We start from the raw sequence: 18997 nt of genomic DNA, 5'->3' as shown, positions 1-18997 counted from the left end.
GCACCCACGTATAAAAACCCCTCTCACATTATTTAAAAAATCAGTGTTCCAATCGCTCGCCCGACCGGCGCGACAAAACCATACAAAAGCAGCTTCATGGCCGGTCCAATCACCCACTCGGCGACACCCGTCATAATCGCCAACAACAGAATCAGCGACCCGTACTGCTCGAGAGGCCCCAGGAATTGCCCATAGCGATCGGGCAGTAACCCGGCCAATACCTTTGAGCCATCGAGCGGCGGAATCGGCAGCAAGTTAAAGACAGCCAGGGAGAGGTTGATGATCAGCATATACTGCAAGATCAACTCCAGTTCCGGCCCTCCTACCAGACCGTAAAACAATACCGCACTGGCCAAGGCGAGCAACACATTCATAGCCGGCCCGGCAGCGGCCACCAACATCATCGATGTTTTGATCGATCCGCGCATCAGATAAGGATTGACATTGACCGGCTTGGCCCAGCCGATCGGTGCAATCAAGAGCATCAGCGTACCAATCGGGTCAAGATGCTTCAGTGGGTTAATGGTCAACCGTCCTTCCCGCGCCGGGGTAGGGTCGCCTAAGAGCGACGCTGCCTTGCCGTGGGCATATTCGTGGAGCGCCAGCCCAATTAAAATCGCCGGAACTCGTGCCACGATGCCCTCTACGCTAAAGTCAAACATGGGTACCTCCTGGCTTTTTTTTGCTTGCCTGTTCCGCCAACCACTGCTTCACCAGTGCCCACTCATCATCGCGATCATGCACCTGCCCGTCGAGGCGGGCCTTGCGTAACTGCTGTAAGATCCGAGCAAATTCCGGTCCCGGCCGGAGCCCCAGCGTCTGCAAATCCTGACCGTTCAGCAAGGGACGCACTGCCTGCACCTGCTGCCAAGCCCGGACGATCGCAATCGCCTCGGCCGGTGGGCGCCCAACCAGCAGCGCAATGGTTGCTTCCAGGATCCAACCGGACAACAGCGACTCCAACTGGCTCGGTGACGGTGCTTCCAGCCACTGGCTCAAGCATTCATCAACGGCATCGCCCATTTCCGCCAGCGTCTGCATGGCCTGGCGCAAACGCTGGCGCAAGGGATAGCGTGTCCCGACGGCTTCGATGCTTTCCCTGCGCAAGCGCCGTGTCAACACCAGCAAATAAACCATCCAGGGGCGTGCGGGAAGGCCCAGACCAGCCGTATCCATCGCTGCCAACAGGGGCGGTACCGCCAGTAACTCAGACTCGACCCGCTCGGTCCAGACCAGTTCCGGCATCAAGTACTGCCAGATCCCCAGTTCCGTGATCCGCCGCAACGCCGGTGCCGGATTGGCTTCCGAGAGAATCAACACCAGTTCAGCGAACAGGCGATCATAAGACAATTCTTTGATCATCTGCCGCGCAATCGCCTCCCGGGCAAAGAGCAACGTTTCCGGCTCAATCTGAAAACCATAGCGCTGTTCAAAACGAATGGCCCGCAAGATCCGCGTCGGATCCTCCACAAAACTCAGGTTATAGAGCACCCGGATGAATCCTTGCTCCAGATCGCGCTGGCCACAGAAAAAGTCGATCAGTTCGCCAAAACGCCTTTGATTGAGGCAGATGGCCAGCGCATTGATCGTAAAATCACGGCGATAAAGATCTTGACGCAAATTGGACGCTTCCACCTGCGGCAGCGCCGCCGGGTATTGATAAAATTCGCGCCGTGCCGTGGCCACATCGATCTTTTGCTGGCCCCAGACAACGACGGCCGTCCCGAATTTCTCGTGCGTTTTCACCCGCCCGCCCAGTTGCACCGCCAAAGCCGTAGCAAAAGCGATCCCGTCGCCTTCCACAACCAAGTCAATATCTAAATTATTGACCTTCAGCAGCAGATCGCGCACAAAGCCACCGACTACATAAACACCGCAGTTCATGCGCTCCGCCAGTTCACTTACATCTTGTAAGAGTTGCCAGAGCGCCGGCGGCAACCGTTCTTCCAGTTGGGCTCGCAACGATCCTTCCGGCCGAAGAGCATTGGCTCCGCCGCCGGGCACAGAACAGAAATTAGCTCGGTATTGAACCGGCGTGCTTTCACCATGAAGCATGCGCAATACATCGGTGCGGGAAACAATCCCCACCAGCTTGCCTTGTTCCATGACCGGTAACCGACCGATATCATGTTCGATCATCAGCCGTTGAATCTCCGCCAGCGTAGTTTCGGGAGGGATGGAGATCACTTTACGGGACATGAACCCTTTGACCGGCGCGTGACGCAGTCCATGCAATCCGGCTTTATCCAGGTCGCGCCGGCTGATTACACCGACGAGCTTTTCACCATCCAGCACGGGCATCCCGGAATGGCCATAGCGCAACAACACTTTGCCGGCTTCATCGACCGTTGTTGCCGGTGTCACCGTCTTGACCGGCGACGACATGATCTCACGAGCACCCATGAGTGGATGGATCGTGTGTTGCAGTTGCTGTACGATCTGGTTGAGGATCTGCTTGACGTTCCCCCCTTTGATGGTGGCTGCCGCCGCCGCACTGTGCCCACCGCCGCCAAAGGGGCGCAATAATTCGTGGACATGCACCTCTTCCACACGACTGCGTCCCACCACATAAACCCGGCCTTCCATGCGCACCACAGCGATAAAAACGTCACTGCCTTCAATCTCTACCTGCCGATGCACCAACAGCGCTAACCCTTCCACATACTCATCCAGTTCGGCTGACGTCACCACGACGCGGACACCGCCAACAGTCAGCGTCATCGCCCGATCACCGATGGCCCGCAGCAGCGCCTTTTGCTCCGGGCACAAGGGCCGATCGATAAAATGAGCAACCACCGCCAGATTGGCCCCTTTTTCTAACAAATAGGCTGCCGCTAATACATCACGGACTGTCGTCGTGGAAAACATTAAGCTCCCTGTATCTTCATAAATGCCCAGCGCCAATACGGTTGCTTCAAAGGAAGAAAGGGGCAGATGGCGGCGGCGGATGATCTCGACCAAGAGCGTTGTCGTTGCCCCGACATCTTCTCGTACCAGGTGATTGGCCTGCACATCATCATCACCTACCGGATGATGATCATACACATAGGTTTCCACTTTCGGATTCGCCAAAAGCGCCCCTAACGGACCTACCCGCGACGCTACTTTGGTATCGACCATGATGATGCGCCGCACTTTGCCGGCTACCACTTCTTTGGCCGGAATAAAGCCGAGGCTGTCTTTATGCAGCGCCATAAATTCCTGCACATTGGCACCCATCTTATGGGGCAACACCGGACGGGCCCGGGGAAATAACTTATGAGCGGCTACGACCGAAGCCAGACCATCAAAATCAGTATTGATATGGGTCAGGATAATATCCAAAGCCATCCGTCCTCATCATCATTCATCGGGCAAATTATAGCACGTTTTCCTTTTCGATAAAAAGAAAATGCAGTTCACCGCGATGAACTGCTTAATTTGCTGACAACATCAGCGCTTATGTCTTATCTTTGGTTACCGCAGCATGGACGCCGGGATTTGATCGTTACGCACCAAGTCTTCCCAAGTCTCGCGCTTAACCACAACAGATCCTTCGCCGTCACGGACAAAGACAACGGCGGGGCGACCAATGCGGTTATAATTCATCGACATGGCATAGTTATAAGCGCCGGTACAAGTTACGGCCAGGATATCGCCGCTTTCCACCTTCGGCAGCGACAGATCCCAGATCAGCATATCGCCGGACTCACAGCACTTGCCGGTAATCGTCACCACTTCTTCGTTAGGCTGGTTCGCTTTGTTGGCCAACAGTGCTTCATACTTAGAACCATAGAGGGCCGGACGGGGATTGTCGGTCATGCCGCCGTCGACAGCGACATACTTACGCACACCGGTGATCTCTTTGATCGAGCCCACCGTGTAGAGCGTCGTGCCGGCCGTAGCCACGATCGAACGGCCCGGTTCCACCACCAGTTTCGGTACAGGCATGTTGCGTTTTTGCGCTTCTTGCTGTACCGCTTCGATAACGAGGCGAGCATAATCGGCCACATCAGCAGGATCATCTTTTTCCGTATAACGAATGCCAAAACCGCCACCCAAGTTAAGCACACGAATCGTGCAGCCAAACTTCGCCCGCAACTCATCAGCAAAGCCCATCATCACTTCAGCGGCATATTGGAAAGAAGCCAGTTCAAAGATTTGCGAACCGATATGGCAGTGTACACCGAGGAAGTCCAGGTTCTCGCAAGCCAGCACCGCACCAACCGCTTCGGCTGCTTGACCGGTCGGTAAGGTAAAACCAAACTTGGAGTCGATTTGACCGGTACGGACAAAATCATGCGTATGGCAATCGATACCGGGCGTGATGCGCAGCAAAACGGGCACTTTGACGCCGCGCTCACCGGCCAGCTTATCGAGGCGTTTCATTTCAAAATGGTTGTCAACGACGATGCAGCCAATGCCGTAGTCGAGGGCCAGCGCCAATTCTTCGTCAGTTTTGTTATTGCCGTGGAAATAGACGCGCTCCATCGGGAACCCGGCTTGCTTCGCCGTATAAAGTTCGCCGCCGGATACCACGTCGAGGCCCAAGCCTTCGCTTTCAATCAAACGGCACATGGCCATCGTCATAAACGCTTTGGAAGCATAGATCACTTCACCGGCGCCGGACGCCACAAAACCTTGATAGTAGGCTTGGCAATTAGCCCGGATCGCTGCTTCATCCATGACATAAAGCGGGCTGCCGAATTGCTTGACCAATTCGGTCGCTTCGACGCCGCCGATGCAAAGTTGACCTTGCTCGTTTACTTGACTTGTTCCATGCAGTTTCATTCCGCCATCCCCTTTTTTTTGCTCCTGACCATAAGGAAAACCGCCGAGTTCGCGCCCAGCGGTCATGATCAACCCTATCGTAAACCCCTACGTGCTGACCCTACGCTGCCAGCATCATCGCTGCACAGTGACGTAATTTCGCTAATAATCCTATCATGGGTATTAACGGTGCGTCAACCGCCTGCACAACGCAAAAGCATGATGTCGAAATTTGCGGAAATAAGGTAGAATGAAGGCAGATGATGATGCAAGGAGCAATCGAAAATGTGTACCGCTCGCCGTAGCCCGTTCCTCCTACTGCCGCTGCTGCTGGCTATCCCGCTGCAGTTGGCAGGCTGCTCTCCCGATCATCCCAAGGCTGTTGATGCTGGACAAAATCAACAGGCCCCTTGGGTGCAACCGGCCAAACCATCCGGCACGACCGGTAGTGCCGCCGCGGTGAGCCCTACTTCCCTGGAAAGGCCTGCACCGCCAGCGGCAACCCCCGTCGTTCCGACGACGACGCCTAAGGCCGTCGCGGTTACCGCCACCGCAGACTCGGCAGTTCCCGGACCGGCCCTCCCGGCTCAAGATGTGCCGGTCACAGCCGGCAAAGACTGGTGGATCCCTAGTCACCGCACCGGTGTGGCTCCCCTTTGGCCCCGCGACATGGTCGATCCCTTACGGCCTTATCAAGCACTTTATCACATTCCCGACAGTGGCACTGCGCTTTACTTGACCTTCGACGAAGGCTACGAAAACGGCTTTACACCGCAGATCTTAGATACCTTATCATCGATGAATGTGCCGGCCACTTTTTTTGTCACCGGTCAGTTCGTCAATGAACATCCCGATCTGGTACGGCGCATGGCTGAATTAGGTTTCGCTGTCGGCAACCACAGTTACGACCACCCGGATATGACGACATTAGATGATGAAAAACAAAAAGCCCAATTCAATAAACTAAGTGAAAAAGTCGCCCAATTGACGGGACGAGCCCCCCGCCACTACCGGCCGCCGATGGGCCGCTATAACCTGCACAACGTCGCTCTCGCCCATGATCTGGGAATGCAAACGGTTTTTTGGAGCATCGCTTACAAGGATTGGGAAGTGGATCGTCAAGTCGGTGCCACCGCCGCCTTACCAAAAGTCCTGAAGCAGCTTCATCCCGGTGCGGTGATCTTGCTCCATGCCGTTTCCGAGGATAATGCGATGATGCTGCCCCAATTGATCAATGAATGCCGCGCCCAGGGCTACACCTTCCAATCATTGCCCGTGCAGTAGTTTATGATTTGGACCAATTATTGGTACATGAAAAGACCTCGCCAAAGGAAAGGGCGAGGTCTTTTCATCTTTTCGTCGATTATTTTAATTTTTCTAATTCTCCTCGAACGACGGAGATGATCTCGTCTAACCGTTCTTCATTGATTCTTGTGTTTACATCGCGGATTTTTACACGCACATCATGGATCCGATCATGCATATCTTTGATAATTTTTGGCTTCGTATGCGCATTGTAATACGTAGCTTCTAATACAGACAAACGAAATTCCAAGTCTTCTTCTTCTTTTTTCAATTCCATTTTCTTAGCCAAAAACGGATGGGACTCCAGTTCCATTAGCCATTCTTCGAGCTTTTTCTTGCGGATCATGGGCATTGCCTGCCTTTCTCATGATTTTCACGAGTTAACCTTTTCAATCAAGTAAGGCCAATAACGTTTGGGCATGCAACGCCGCTGCAATTTGCGGTTCGTTCGGCCTTCAACAGCAATGTTCGTAAAATAACCTTGCCAAAGTTGCTGAAAAAGCGCTTCATCTTCAGCGACCACCTGTACCGACAGATCGGCACCACCCCAAGGTGTACCGCCAATATCCGTCACGATCCACTTCCTGGCCGTATACATCACCGCCAGCCCGCGCTTGAGATCATGAATCACCCAGCGTTGATCAGCCAGCCGTTCGGCAAAATGCGGCGCCAGCAACGCAACCACCTGATGATCCGGGGAAACCGGTGCATAGTAAACGTCACCAGGCAGGAGACGAAAGCGAATCAACCCCAGCAAGCGATGGCGCTCATGACGCACTTTGGCACTCAACCGATGGACTTCGGCCACGGCATCTTCAGTAAGACAAGCATCAACGGCCGAGCCCACTTGCCAACCTAAGCGCAAATAACCCAAAACCGCATCTTCACGGCCCGGCAGTTCCGAAAGAAAAGCATAGGTCACATGGTGCAGCGCCTGCGGCGAGATGCGTTCACCGATCGAACGGTACACGCGTTCCGCTTTGGCCGGATCAGTGGTGATCACCACCGGTTCTGTGAATAACCCCAGCGAAGCTTCCTCTTCGGAACAGATCTGTTCAGGAAATTCACGGCGCCGATACGCTTCAAACACGGCCGTTAACAAACCTTCAAAACTGCCGTCGTAGCGGTACTGCAACAATGCCCTCACCCTCCCCTGCGCCGGTCAGTCCAACATCGGCCGGAAGGACAGGGGATCCACCTTGCCGGCTTCGGCAAAGCCGGCTTTACGCAAGCGGCAACTGTCACAGACACCGCAAGGCGGTTCGGCATTTTGATAGCACGTATGCGTTAATCCCAAGGGCGCTTTTAACTCGATACCCCATTGTATGATCTCTTTTTTGGTCATTTGCATCAGTGGTGCACATATCTGAATCGCCCGACCGTTCAACCCGGCTTCCGTTCCCACTTCAATCATCTGTTGAAAAGCCTCGATAAAGGCCGGTCGGCAATCAGGGTATCCCGTGTAATCAGTGGCATTAACACCGATATAGATTTGCTCCGCACCGACATTTTCCGCCCAAGCCAAGCCATAACTGAGAAAAAGAATATTGCGGGCCGGTACATAGGTGGCAGGAATTCCTGCCCGTATCTCGCCGCTCACTTCCAACTTGTTCAATTCCTTCGTCAAGGCATTACTGGCAAAAATATCGGGTAATGACACCACCGTATGTTCCACGCCATAGTGACGAGCCACCGCCGCTGCCGCCTTAAGTTCCCGGCGGTGACGTTGCCCATAATCGAAGGTCAGGCCATACACCTTCAAGCCCACACTGACGGCTGCTGCCATGCAGACCGTGGAATCAAGCCCGCCCGACAAAATAACGACCGCTTTACGTTCTCGCGCTGCATTTCGCATCGGTTGACTCCTTCTCCCATTCATTCCGTGATTCTTCGCGTCAATGTTCGACAATCAGTGGGCCTTTCCCTGCCTTAGGTCAGTGACAACCGCCGAATCCGCAGGCACCGGTGCTGCAGGAGCCGAAATCACAGGCGCCGCTGGCGCAATCACCGCTGGCACAGGAGCCGCCCGATGCCTTGACGCTGACCATACCGATACTGCTCATCAATCGCTTTAACTGATCCGATTGACAGTGGGGGCAAAGGGCTTGATCATCCCGCTGCTGGTATGAACGTAGCAATGAAAACACCTTTCCACAGTCCAAACAACGATACTCATAAATGGGCATATTCTCTTGTCCTCCTCTGATCAAGGCCTATCCATCATCCAGTCATAAAGAGAGACCCAGGCATAGGCCGTAAATAAAAAAACAATCGGTAATAAAGGAATATGGTAACGGGGAAAAGCAAAATAAGCAATATACACTACTGAATAATAGCCCAGCAGGGACAACCAAAGCAAGGGCATTTGCAGTTGTCCGGCACCGCTCCAAGGGTCACCGGCGATGCGGTCCCTTCCGCTCCTGCCCGGCACGGGGGCGCGTACCAGGCGTACCAGTGCCCACCCAATGCCCAGTACGGCTCCGGCCATCAAAAACAGATGGACCATTTCGACATAAGGATAGATCGCCATCCAGATCGGCGGCCACATAAACGCATGGCCCCACATGGCCGCGAACTTGCCCCAAGTATACCACCAAAGGTACCGCCCCGGTTCCTCCGGCACCAGCGTGCGCAATCGTTCCATCGCCAGCACCTTGTACTTTTGCTGCGTATCGATCTCATCGGTACCGGCAGGCCAGCCCAGCGATGCCGGATCATCCAGGCCTTCCATTTCCACATAAGTGCCCATCAGCAACGGTTCGCCGGCACCGGAAGAAAAGAGGATCACCTGATCAAACTGCACGTAATTGCGCACCCACCAAGGGGCCATCACCAAACTAAAGGCCAAGGCGAAAACCGCGGCCCCCTGCAAACAGCGCCGCAACGTCCAGCGCCGTACCCACCAGAGATACAGCACAAACAGGATCGGGTACAGCGCCGCCGTCGCTCGCGTCAGCGCTAACAGCGCCGTATAAACCCCGAAGATGCCCCAGCGCAGCCAAAAGGATAAGTCGGCAAAACCATCATCTTCGACAATCCGTACAAGCAAAAAAAGCCCACCGAGCAGCAACAACGTAAACAAGGTCTCCGTCAAAATCAGGCCGTTGACCAAAATATTCGGTGGATAGAGCGCCATGACCAGCGCGGCGAGTAAGGCCGTACGCTGATCGGCAACAGCGCAGCCCAGGCGGTAGGTAAGATAGACGATCGCCGTACCCATCAACACCTGTACGTAACGGATGGCCTGCACCCCGCTGTCATCACCGCCGAAAACAGCCAAAAGCACGGCCAAAAAACCTGGGAAAAGCGGCCCCACAAAAGCTGTCGGCCGCTCCGAGCCAAAGGTCATCGTCCCCGTTTCCAGCCAGCGCAAGGCACACTGCAGATAGGCTTGATCATCACTGTGTAACGTCAGCGTCGGCCCTTGAAAAAAACCCACGGTCAAGCGCAGAATCAAGGCGATCAAAAGTACCACGATAATCGGTCGTTCTTGACGATCATGGATTGGTAGCAACAAAATTATCCATCCTTACGTTGTCCGCTTCCTTTGATCCGGTTCGTTCGTCGCACATCCTGCCAAGCTTGATGCATACGCTCCAGCGCATCGCTCACAGCCCGGTTAAAAGACCCTTCGCTCCACTGCCCATTTTTGCCGGTTTTCCCCGGTGGCAGTCCGGTGAGCAGGGCCATCGCTTGATCGGCCGTTGTCACTGAGAACACATGAAACGTTCCTTGCCTGACCGCATCGATCACCTCCCGGCTCAACATCAAATGCGGTTGATTCAACGCCGGGATGATTACGCCCTGCTGCCCTGTCAACCCACGAGCTTGGCAAATACGGAAAAAGCCTTCGATTTTTTCATTGACGCCGCCAATCGGCTGTACTTCACCATGTTGATTGACGGAGCCGGTAACGGCGAGATCCTGGCGCAGGGGAAGCTCCCCAATGGCCGACATAAGTGCGCAAAGCTCAGCCACCGACGCCGAGTCTCCGTCGATCCCGCCATAAAGTTGTTCAAAGGTGATCGTCGCGGCAAAGGCGACGGGACGCTCCCGGGCAAAGCGTGCTGCGAAGAAAGACGCAAGCGTCAAGATACCTTTATCGTGGCTTTGTCCACTCATCTGGGTTTCCCGTTCAATATGGATGACGCCCTCACGACCCAGGTAGGAACGGGCGGTGATCCGTGACGGTTTACCAAAACGATAGTCATTCAGATCCAAAACGGCTAACCCGTTGACCTGGCCGATCACCTGTCCCTCCGTGGCGATCATCAACGTGCCGCGCAAGGTTTCCTCCCGTATCCGCCGTTCACTGCTGTCATGACGATACCGGCGCTCCCAGATCGCCTGGTCCACATGGGCCGCATCAACTAAGGCACCAGGCGGTGCCCAGTGGGCGGCTTCCAGCACCCAGCCCTTGATCACGTCAAAGTGGGCCGACAGCTTGGTTTGATCGGCGACCATCCGGCTCGACTCATCGATAATGCGCGCCACCCCCCTAGCCGTAAAAGCCGGCAACCCTTCGCGCTCCGCGAGGGAACGGATAAAACCCGCGTACTGCGCCATCGTCTCTTGATTGCGCTCCATCACTTCATCAAAGTCGACACGTACCTTAAAATATTTGCGAAAATCTTCATCTAATGCATACAGCAAATGATAAATGCGGGCCGAACCGTGCAGAATCACTTTGACATTGACCGGCACCGGTTCCGGTTTGAGCGATGCCGACAAGGACAACCCCAGATGATCGCTTAAATTCTCGATGCGGATTTCCCCCGATTTGAGGATCCGTTTCAGTCCGTCCCAGGCACCCGGTTCCGAGAGCAGCGCCAGGGCCGGTACGATCAGATAGCCGCCGTTAGCCAGATGAACAGCGCCAGGCTTGAGCATCGTGAAATCAGTGACCCAATTGCCGAATAAGGAACGATAATCAACCTTGCCGAAGAGATGCGGATAGGTCGGGTTGTTTTCGACGATCACCGGGGCACCCTTATCCGGCACCGTCGCCACCAGCACATTGACATCATAGCGTACCCTTGATGCTTTTTGCGCCTTCGTCAACAACGCCAGCGGCGTCGCTCCTTCATCACTTTCCCCTTCTTCGATCACTTTAAAGTCGTCAAGATGCTCAATCACATCATCTCGCAACGCTTGCAGATATTCCATCACCTGCGGCGCTTCGGCATACTTCTCCAACAGTCCCTGAAGTTGTTGATCGATCGTATCCGTCGCTGCTTGACGCTCGAACCCGCGCAACCATTGACCTGCTACGGCTTGCAATTGGCGGGAACGGCGCGCGATATCAGTCAACAGCCCCTCCAGGCGCGACTCCTTCATTTGAATGTGTTTTTGCGTCGCTTCGTCAAGCGCCTCGAATTCCTCTTTTGTCAAGCCCTTGCCGTCTTGGCCCATCGGTACGGGAAAAAAGCCGTTCGCCCCTTTTTTTAAGAGAAATCCTTCACCGGCAGCAATCTCTTCCATTTCCTGCAACAGTTCATTCATTTGCTCTTCGATCCGGCGCAGGTACTCGATCCGCTTGGCTTCATAGTCCTTACTGCCAAGTACCTTGCGCAGCCCATCCTGATAATCCTGGATCAGCTTTTTTACTTCGTTCCGGAACAGGGTCCCCTGACCGGCCGCAAAATGAAGTACCCGCGGTTGATCAGGCTTGGCAAAATGATTGACATAGCAAATATCCTGTGGTGCCGGCTCATGCTCAGCGACCTGGCGCGCAACGGCTTGGGCAAAGGTCATTTTCCCTGTGCCGCTGGGACCGGAGATAAAAATATGATACCCGGAATGCTTAGCAGCAAGACCAAACTCCATCGCCCGCAATGCACGTGGTTGTCCGATGATCCCCGTGCCCAGCGGCTCAATTTCATCGGTCGTGGTAAACGCAAAATCAGCAGGATCACAATAGGCTTGCAATTGGGTTGGTTGCAACCGTTGTGCTTCCTCCGGAAGCTTGCCCTTTGATTTTTTACTCAAGATCCATGCCTCCTTTTGGCTCGGCTCTACCGATTGTATTTCGTTCTCACAGGACTTTGTTCCTGCATAGTGGAAAAGAGCGCAAAAAAAGACTGCTCTCCCGCGAGAACAGTCTGCTGATTGGCTTTATGTTTCCGAATCCTTTTTGCTTGCTTCAACGGGTCCGGTTGCCGCTGTGGCCGGCGGGGCAGTGGTTCCCTCTAGGGTACGGCTTAATTGGTTGTAAAGTAGCGTCGACAATCCCACTTGATTGCTCTTGGCCATCGTCTTGGCATATTCTTCATCGCGCATACTTTCCCAAATGTCACGGCCCGGCGATTCTGGAACGAGATCCGATTTCATGACCGTGTTGCGCATCCCTTTAAGCATCTGCTGCAGAAACACCGCTTCAAACTCCTGGCACATCGCTTTCAAGCGTGCTTTTTGTTTTTCCATATCCGGGTTTCCCGCTACCGACCCTGTGCCTGCTGCCGGAGATTGCTCCCCCGTTGCTTGCGTTCCACCCCCAGGCTGAGCGGTTTGCGCACCATTCGTGCCTCCTTGGGTTCGCTCCAGTTCCGCTTTCGCCGCCTGCTGCAGGCGATCCATCAGCACATTGTCAAAACTGGCACCGGCACTGCCGACGCCTTTGCCCACCGTTGTCGAAGCCAGTCGATCCACATTGTTTCCCAATCCATTAGTACGATCGATCGTCACCATCCTTGCCGCCTCCTTGCAACAAGTTCATGCACTTCCAACAAGTACCGATTCACTTCATCGTCACTGCCATCAAGTGCAATCGTCACCGACCACTACGCAAGCCCGTTACACCGTTTCGTTATCCACCGAGATAGGCCTTTTGCACTTCTTCACTTTGGGCCAGTTCGTTGGCCGGACCGGAAAGTACGATTTTACCGGTCTCCATCACATAGGCCTTTTGGGCGATCGATAAGGCCATGTGGGCATTTTGCTCAATCAGCAAAATCGTCGTGCCGGCCGCATTGATCTCCTTGATGATCGAAAAGATCTCCTTGACCAACAGCGGTGCCAAGCCCATGGAAGGCTCGTCTAACAGCAGCAACTTCGGCCGGGACATCAAGGCCCGTCCCATCGCCAGCATCTGCTGCTCCCCGCCGGAAAGCGTTCCGGCCAGTTGCTTGATCCGCTCTTGCAGTCGAGGAAAGCGTACAAAGACTTTCTCCATATCTTCTTTAATCCCCGCTGCGTCTTTGCGTAAAAAAGCACCCAATTCCAGGTTCTCCAGGACGGTCATATTGGCAAAAACACGGCGCCCTTCCGGCACTTGCGATAGGCCGAGGGCGACGATCTTTTGGGCGGCCATGCCAGCAATGTTTTGACCTTGAAAGAGAATCTCTCCTTCTCTTGGTTTTAAAAGGCCCGAAAGCGTATGGAGCGTCGTTGTCTTGCCGGCACCGTTAGCGCCGATCAGGGTAACGATTTCACCTTCTTCCACCTGAAGGGAAACGCCTTTTAAGGCGTGAATCGCCCCGTAATAGACATGGAGATTACGAACCGTGAGCATGGCTGATGTCCTCCCCGAGATAGGCTTCGATCACCTTGCGATTGCTCTTGATCTCCGCCGGTGTTCCCTCGGCAATGATCTGACCGTAATCGAGCACATAGATCCGTTCGCAGATGCCCATGACCAGCGCCATGTCATGCTCGATCAAGAGTATGGTCATGTCAAAATTTTGTCGTACCCAGCGGATCATATCCATCAACTCGGCCGTTTCCTGAGGGTTCATGCCGGCCGCCGGTTCGTCCAAGAGCAACAGTTGCGGCTGAGCGGCCATGGCCCGAGCGATCTCCAAGCGGCGCTGCTCCCCATAAGGCAAATTCTTGGCCAGCTCATCTTTTTTATGCTCGAGCTTGAAAATCTTGAGCAGTTCAATGCCCTTTTGGCTCATATCGTCTTCGCCCTTGTAAAAACCAGGCAAGCGCAAAATCGCCGAAGCGATGCCATAACTGGCGTGCTGGTGATAAGCGATTTTCACGTTTTCCAGAACCGTAAGGTTATTGAACAAGCGGATATTTTGGAAAGTGCGGGCAATTCCTCTTTGGTTGATCTGCCAGGGCTTGAGGCCAACGATCGATTGCCGGCGCAGGGCGATATCACCTTCCGTCGGCTGGTAGACCCCGGTCAGCAAGTTAAAAACAGTCGTCTTGCCGGCGCCGTTGGGGCCGATGAGCCCGACCAACTCGCCCATACGCAGTTCCATATTGACGGCTGATACCGCTTTTAAGCCACCAAAGGATTTACTTAAATGATTAACCGACAGCAGTATCATTGCCGGGCCCCCTTCCCTTGCCGCTCAAGCGATCGTACAACTTCGCCACGCCGCGATAGGAAAACTCCGCTGTCCCCATCAAGCCTTGCGGCCGTACGAGCATGACGATAATCAGAAGAAGTGAATAGATCACCATGCGCAGTTCAGCATAGTCCTGCAAAAATGCCGAAAGCACGGTCAGTCCAATCGCCGACAAGATCGAGCCCGTCAGCGATCCCAGCCCGCCGAGCACCACAAAGACGAGAATATCAAAAGACTTCATAAAGCCAAAGGTGGTCGGTTGAATCGTATAAAAATAATGGGCATGGAGCGCACCGGCCAGCCCGGCAAAAAAAGCGCCGATCGTAAAGGCGATGACTTTATAGCGCGTAATGTCAACACCCATCGTCTCAGCAGCGATTTCATTTTCGCGGATAGCGATGCACGCACGGCCGTGCGTCGAGGTCATGAAGTTCTTGATCACCAGTACCGTGGCGACAGTCAAGAAAAAGATCCAGTGCCAGTTGGTGTACTGGGCAATTCCGTTCAGGCCGGCAGCACCGCCGACATACTCGATGTTGAGAATGATCACCCGGATGATCTCGCCGAAGCCAAGTGTAGCGATGGCCAGGTAGTCGCCTTTTAAGCGCAGCGTCGGAATGCCGACAATCAGTCCCGCCAAGGCCGCACCAACAGCACCGACGATCAAAGCAGCACCAAAGGGGAATCCCAGCTTCATGGTCATGACCGCCGAACCATAAGCACCGATCGCCATAAACCCAGCGTGGCCAATGGAGAATTGACCGGTCATGCCGTTGATTACGTTCAGGGAAACAGCCAAGATGATGTTGATGCAGATCAAAAACAAGTTTAGCTTATAGTAGTCATCAATCCAGCCTTGCTCCAGTCCTGCATAAGTGAGCCCGTAAAAAGCCAGCAGCAAAAGGGCCATCAAAAGATTCGGCAGGGAAAAGAACATTTTTTTCATCAACAGTCACCTACACTTTCTCGCGGGCGTTGCTGCCAAAAAGCCCAGACGGTTTGACGATCAAGATGATGATCAACAAAGCGAAAGCAACAGCATCGCGCCAGAGCGAACTGCCGTAGCCACTGACGAGCGCTTCGATGACACCGAGCGACAATCCGCCGACAAAAGCACCGGGAATCACGCCGATACCGCCGACAACGGCGGCTACAAAGGCTTTTAGACCCGGCATGATGCCCATATAGGGGTTGATCGCATTGTAGTAGACGCCGACAAGCACACCGGCGGCGGCAGCCAAGGCGGAACCGATGGCGAATGTGGCTGAAACAGTATTGTTCACATTGATACCCATGAGCATGGCCGCCTGGGCGTCATGGGACACTGCCCGCATGGCTTTGCCGATTTTCGTGCGATGAACTATGTATTGTAAGAGCAGCATCAGCAGGACGGTGACGACCATGATCACCAGTTGACGGTTAGTCACCACGATGGCACCGTTAAACAACTGGAATTTCACTTCCGGAAACACATTGGGGAACGTCCGCACTTTGGCCCCCACGGCCAGGACACCAGTACTTTCCAGAAAAAAGGATACGCCAATGGCCGTGATCAGCACGGCGATCCTCGGCGCTTCCCGCAGGCGTTTGTAAGCCAGGCGTTCAATCACCATCCCCAAAACAGCGCAGACGACCATCGATAATAGCAAGGCCGGGAGAAAGCCCCATCCCTGCGTCGTCGCCCAAAAGCCCACATAAGCCCCCACCATGTACACATCACCATGGGCAAAATTAATCAAACGAATAATGCCGTAGACCATGGTATAACCCAGGGCAATGAGCGCGTAAATACTGCCCAGCGAAAGGCCATTGATCAATTGTTGAAAGAAAACTTCCATCGTCCCCCGTTCCCCTCCTTCCTAAAATAAAAAGGGGCCGGACCATCAAGTCTGCACAACGTGGCGAACTTCACTGTCCGACCCCAACATCGCTTTTGCGGTATGTATTGGATGGTTTTTTTAGGCACCAGTTTCTTGGTTCCTGTAAAAATTATACCGTCTGTTGTTTTCATGTGTCAATTGTGAATGATTAATTAGCAATACAAAGGCAACGTGTACGGTAGCACGTTGCCATTTGTGCGGTTATCGGTTGTTCCCTGCTATTTAATAGCCCAGATGCCCAGGATCGGAATACCTGCCGTCAGGATCGCCAAAAGAATCGCGCCGGCTGTAGCCGAGCGATTCTTTTGCTTCCAAGCATAGCGGGCATAGTCCAGCGTGTAATAAACAATCAAGGCAATAACGGCGGCAAGGAAAATGATCATTCTTTCTCTCCCGCTTCTTGGACAGGCGTTGACTTCAGAATCGTACCGGTTCTGCGTACGATAAAGGATACTTCCGTCGTGACCTGCGCTTCAGTAAACTTCTTGAGCCATTCATACTGCTCCCATTCACCGATCGTCGAAAAGTGTGTCACCGCTTCCGTGCCAAAGCGGAAGATATCAGCCTTGTACTCGTGCTGGCATTTTTTGATCAATTGATCAAGCAGATCTTTTATATTTTGAGCGAAGGCTTCTTCCACTACCGGTTTTAGCTCGGAGCTTTCATAATTGATGCCGCTCTGAATGGACAGGAAATCACCTTCCAGCGTGACCCGTACATGAATCACCGGCGGATCTTGACGGACATCGACGGTGATCTTTGGTTTGTCATTCAGCCGGACATCAAGTGCAATCGAGTGCTTTTCCTTTTGTGGGTCAAGCATGGTAAAAAAGCCTTGTTTAAAGTCACCGCGCACCATCGACAGCACCCGTGTCTCATCACCGTTCAGTTCCCCGACCATGTGGGCACCGCGAAAAACGGCCGTACCGAAAAATTCCCGCCGCTGTCCTCCTCTTCGGGGCAACTCCCCGGCCACATAGCGACCTCCGCTGGAAGCTGCCGGTTGCTCTCCTGTCCCTGGTTCCTGCATGTTTTCATAGCGATTCATACTACCCAAAGGAATAATCGCATCTTCCATATTAGATTTTGTCGCAATATAAAAATCCATAAGTTTGGTCACAGGAAAAAATCCTGTTCGTTGGCCCTCGAGATTAAGAATCATATGGGTCACTTTGGAAACCTCACCGGTCAAGACGACTACATTGGCTTTCAGAAACTCTTCCGCATTACCTTTGACGACCACTACATTGCTGATTTTACGAATTTCACGGTAACGAACCATCGACTTCAAGTATTTTTTTAATATCCCGCTTTTGGCGATTTCTTCTGAGAAGATGATCATTTTGGCATGCTCCAAATTCAACTGCTTCGAAGAAAACGTATTGATTTGGTTCAGTCCGGTATACAAACTGGGCGCATCGATGGTGTACACCGCGTTGGTTGCTTCCGCTTGAATTGGGTTACCGGCACCTTTTTGTCCTGCACCGCCCTGGGCTTGCGCTCCGCCGCCGCCGGAAAGTTGAAAGGAAAGACGCACCCCATCGTTAACGCCGATGTCGACGCCAATGGCAATCACATAAGCCATGTCCTCCACTTCCCGACGGTCATAGCAACCACTGACGGCTGCGCACAAGCAAAGAAGCATGATGACCATGATGATTTTATTTCTTCGCATTGTACCTTTTTCCACGCTTTCGCCCTATCCACGCCACACCAAGTGCCGCCAAGGGAATGCCGAAATAGACGAACCAGCCATAGGTTCGTAAGCCATGGATATGCACCGTCGTTAATTGGTCCAAGTCCCGGGGATAAAGAGCAACAAAATTCAGTATCAGCGCCAACGGCAAGATCATGACCTTATGGTCATCGATGCGAAAGACTTTGCCGTAAATGCTGGCGGCCATGTAGAGATTGATTGCCACCATCAGCACACAACTGATGCTCCAGATAAACAAAAAAATTGTCTCAAACCGTTGAAAAAAACGGCCAAACTCGATCCCACGGGCCATGATTAACAGCGGTACCGTATTCTCCTTCGCTGTAATATAGGAATAGTTCAAACTGTAACACATCAGCCCCATAGCGACAAAGAAACCGGCAATCGCTACGCCGGCTATCCCGGACTTTCGCAAGTGAACGAGTCCTTGCAAGGACGGTGCAATCACGGCCAGGGAAATGACATCGCCATAGACGGAATTACGCATCAGCCCGGTCATGATCGTTTTGTCAAGGCCATAACCGAACAGGGGAAAAAGATAAGCTAACTGGTAATTCGGTATGGCCAGCACAAAGATCAGCACCACGCCCCAAAGAACGGGAGCCATAAAAAAACCGGCCGTCCGGCTTAAGGATTCAAAGCCAAAGTAAAGCAAGGCGGCCACGGCCAAGCTGATCAACAGCAGGATAAACTCCGGCGGACTGAGGGGCAGAAAAAATGTCTTTAACAGCGCCTCCAGTTCCCGTGCCGTCATGGCCCCGTTATAGAAGAAGGTGGCGGCCATCACCAGGGCCAGCAGTCCGCCGAGCCAACGTCCAAATATATTTTCTAAAATCGCGATAAAATGCTCCCCAGGAAACCATTTGAATAAATGCGATACGAACCAAAATAACAGCAGTGCCGTAGCTACCGCGATCAGTGTCATGAGCCAGGTGGCCGAACCGACCATCTCGGCAACATCGCTCGGACTGGTCAACATGAGCTTAGGCACGATCATAAATAATACCCAAGCGGTCGCATCGCGGACTCCGATCTTGCCTTCACGCACC

At 53.4% G+C, this 18997-nt stretch carries 18 protein-coding genes; 1 reads left to right on the top strand and 17 read right to left on the bottom strand.

Annotated elements, in window-relative coordinates; all coding sequences use genetic code 11:
• Positions 1–32: 32 nt before the first annotated feature.
• The 3 genes from EDD73_RS09000 to lysA form a co-directional block, all read right to left on the bottom strand.
• On the bottom strand, positions 33–662 hold the full coding sequence (locus EDD73_RS09000) for a site-2 protease family protein (RefSeq protein WP_131919457.1): 630 nt from the start codon (positions 660–662) through the stop codon (positions 33–35).
• Positions 655–3330, bottom strand: a complete 2676-nt coding sequence (locus EDD73_RS08995; protein WP_243116858.1) for a CBS domain-containing protein — start codon at positions 3328–3330, stop codon at positions 655–657. Before EDD73_RS08995 ends, EDD73_RS09000 begins: the two co-directional genes overlap by 8 nt.
• A 126-nt stretch (positions 3331–3456) precedes the next feature.
• Positions 3457–4836, bottom strand: a complete 1380-nt coding sequence (gene lysA / locus EDD73_RS08990; protein ID WP_320055181.1) for a diaminopimelate decarboxylase — start codon at positions 4834–4836, stop codon at positions 3457–3459.
• Positions 4837–5034: 198 nt separating this feature from the next.
• Between lysA and EDD73_RS08985 the strand changes: the two genes are divergently transcribed.
• Positions 5035–6033: a delta-lactam-biosynthetic de-N-acetylase gene (locus EDD73_RS08985; protein WP_131919456.1), complete on the top strand. Its 999-nt coding sequence runs from the start codon at positions 5035–5037 to the stop codon at positions 6031–6033.
• 79 nt (positions 6034–6112) lie between these two features.
• On the opposite strand, the gene EDD73_RS08980 is transcribed toward EDD73_RS08985, so the two are convergent.
• From EDD73_RS08980 to EDD73_RS08920, 14 genes are all read right to left on the bottom strand, one after another.
• A complete protein-coding gene (locus EDD73_RS08980) occupies positions 6113–6406 on the bottom strand; it encodes a hypothetical protein (protein WP_131919455.1) in 294 nt (97 codons plus the stop codon).
• A 21-nt stretch (positions 6407–6427) separates the two neighbouring features.
• The gene (locus EDD73_RS08975) at positions 6428–7192 is read right to left on the bottom strand and encodes a TIGR03915 family putative DNA repair protein (protein ID WP_131919454.1); all 765 of its coding nucleotides are present in this window, start codon (positions 7190–7192) and stop codon (positions 6428–6430) included.
• Between the two features lie 24 nt (positions 7193–7216).
• Entirely contained in the window at positions 7217–7909 is a 693-nt protein-coding gene (gene queC / locus EDD73_RS08970) for a 7-cyano-7-deazaguanine synthase QueC (RefSeq protein WP_131919453.1), read from the bottom strand.
• Positions 7910–7988: 79 nt separating this feature from the next.
• Positions 7989–8240, bottom strand: a complete 252-nt coding sequence (locus EDD73_RS08965) for an FmdB family zinc ribbon protein (RefSeq protein ID WP_131919452.1) — start codon at positions 8238–8240, stop codon at positions 7989–7991.
• 20 nt (positions 8241–8260) lie between these two features.
• Positions 8261–9571: a glycosyltransferase family 39 protein gene (locus EDD73_RS08960; RefSeq protein WP_131919451.1), complete on the bottom strand. Its 1311-nt coding sequence runs from the start codon at positions 9569–9571 to the stop codon at positions 8261–8263.
• 2 nt (positions 9572–9573) lie between these two features.
• Positions 9574–12042 carry a Lon protease family protein gene (locus tag EDD73_RS08955; protein ID WP_131919450.1) on the bottom strand — a complete coding sequence of 823 codons (2469 nt, stop codon included), beginning with the start codon at positions 12040–12042 and terminating at the stop codon, positions 9574–9576.
• Positions 12043–12168: 126 nt separating this feature from the next.
• Positions 12169–12741 carry a rod-binding protein gene (locus tag EDD73_RS08950; RefSeq protein WP_131919449.1) on the bottom strand — a complete coding sequence of 191 codons (573 nt, stop codon included), beginning with the start codon at positions 12739–12741 and terminating at the stop codon, positions 12169–12171.
• A gap of 118 nt (positions 12742–12859) precedes the next feature.
• A complete protein-coding gene (locus EDD73_RS08945) occupies positions 12860–13564 on the bottom strand; it encodes an ABC transporter ATP-binding protein (protein WP_131919448.1) in 705 nt (234 codons plus the stop codon).
• Positions 13548–14330: an ABC transporter ATP-binding protein gene (locus EDD73_RS08940; RefSeq protein ID WP_131919447.1), complete on the bottom strand. Its 783-nt coding sequence runs from the start codon at positions 14328–14330 to the stop codon at positions 13548–13550. The genes EDD73_RS08945 and EDD73_RS08940 overlap by 17 nt, the downstream gene beginning before the upstream one ends.
• Positions 14311–15297 (bottom strand): branched-chain amino acid ABC transporter permease, encoded by a 987-nt coding sequence (locus tag EDD73_RS08935; RefSeq protein WP_131919446.1) that lies wholly within the window; start codon positions 15295–15297, stop codon positions 14311–14313. Before EDD73_RS08935 ends, EDD73_RS08940 begins: the two co-directional genes overlap by 20 nt.
• A 10-nt stretch (positions 15298–15307) precedes the next feature.
• Entirely contained in the window at positions 15308–16189 is an 882-nt protein-coding gene (locus tag EDD73_RS08930) for a branched-chain amino acid ABC transporter permease (RefSeq protein ID WP_131919445.1), read from the bottom strand.
• Between the two features lie 260 nt (positions 16190–16449).
• Positions 16450–16614, bottom strand: a complete 165-nt coding sequence (locus tag EDD73_RS14895; RefSeq protein ID WP_165876426.1) for a hypothetical protein — start codon at positions 16612–16614, stop codon at positions 16450–16452.
• Positions 16611–17906 (bottom strand): Ger(x)C family spore germination protein, encoded by a 1296-nt coding sequence (locus tag EDD73_RS08925; RefSeq protein WP_131919444.1) that lies wholly within the window; start codon positions 17904–17906, stop codon positions 16611–16613. The genes EDD73_RS14895 and EDD73_RS08925 overlap by 4 nt, the downstream gene beginning before the upstream one ends.
• On the bottom strand, positions 17893–18996 hold the full coding sequence (locus EDD73_RS08920; protein ID WP_165876425.1) for a GerAB/ArcD/ProY family transporter: 1104 nt from the start codon (positions 18994–18996) through the stop codon (positions 17893–17895). The genes EDD73_RS08925 and EDD73_RS08920 overlap by 14 nt, the downstream gene beginning before the upstream one ends.
• Position 18997: the final 1 nt, after the last annotated feature.

Origin of the sequence: Heliophilum fasciatum (assembly GCF_004341395.1) — a bacterium.
GTDB classification, from domain to species: domain Bacteria; phylum Bacillota; class Desulfitobacteriia; order Heliobacteriales; family Heliobacteriaceae; genus Heliophilum; species Heliophilum fasciatum.
Note: the sequence above shows the minus strand (reverse complement) of the source record. Positions and strands in the feature narration are given on the sequence as shown.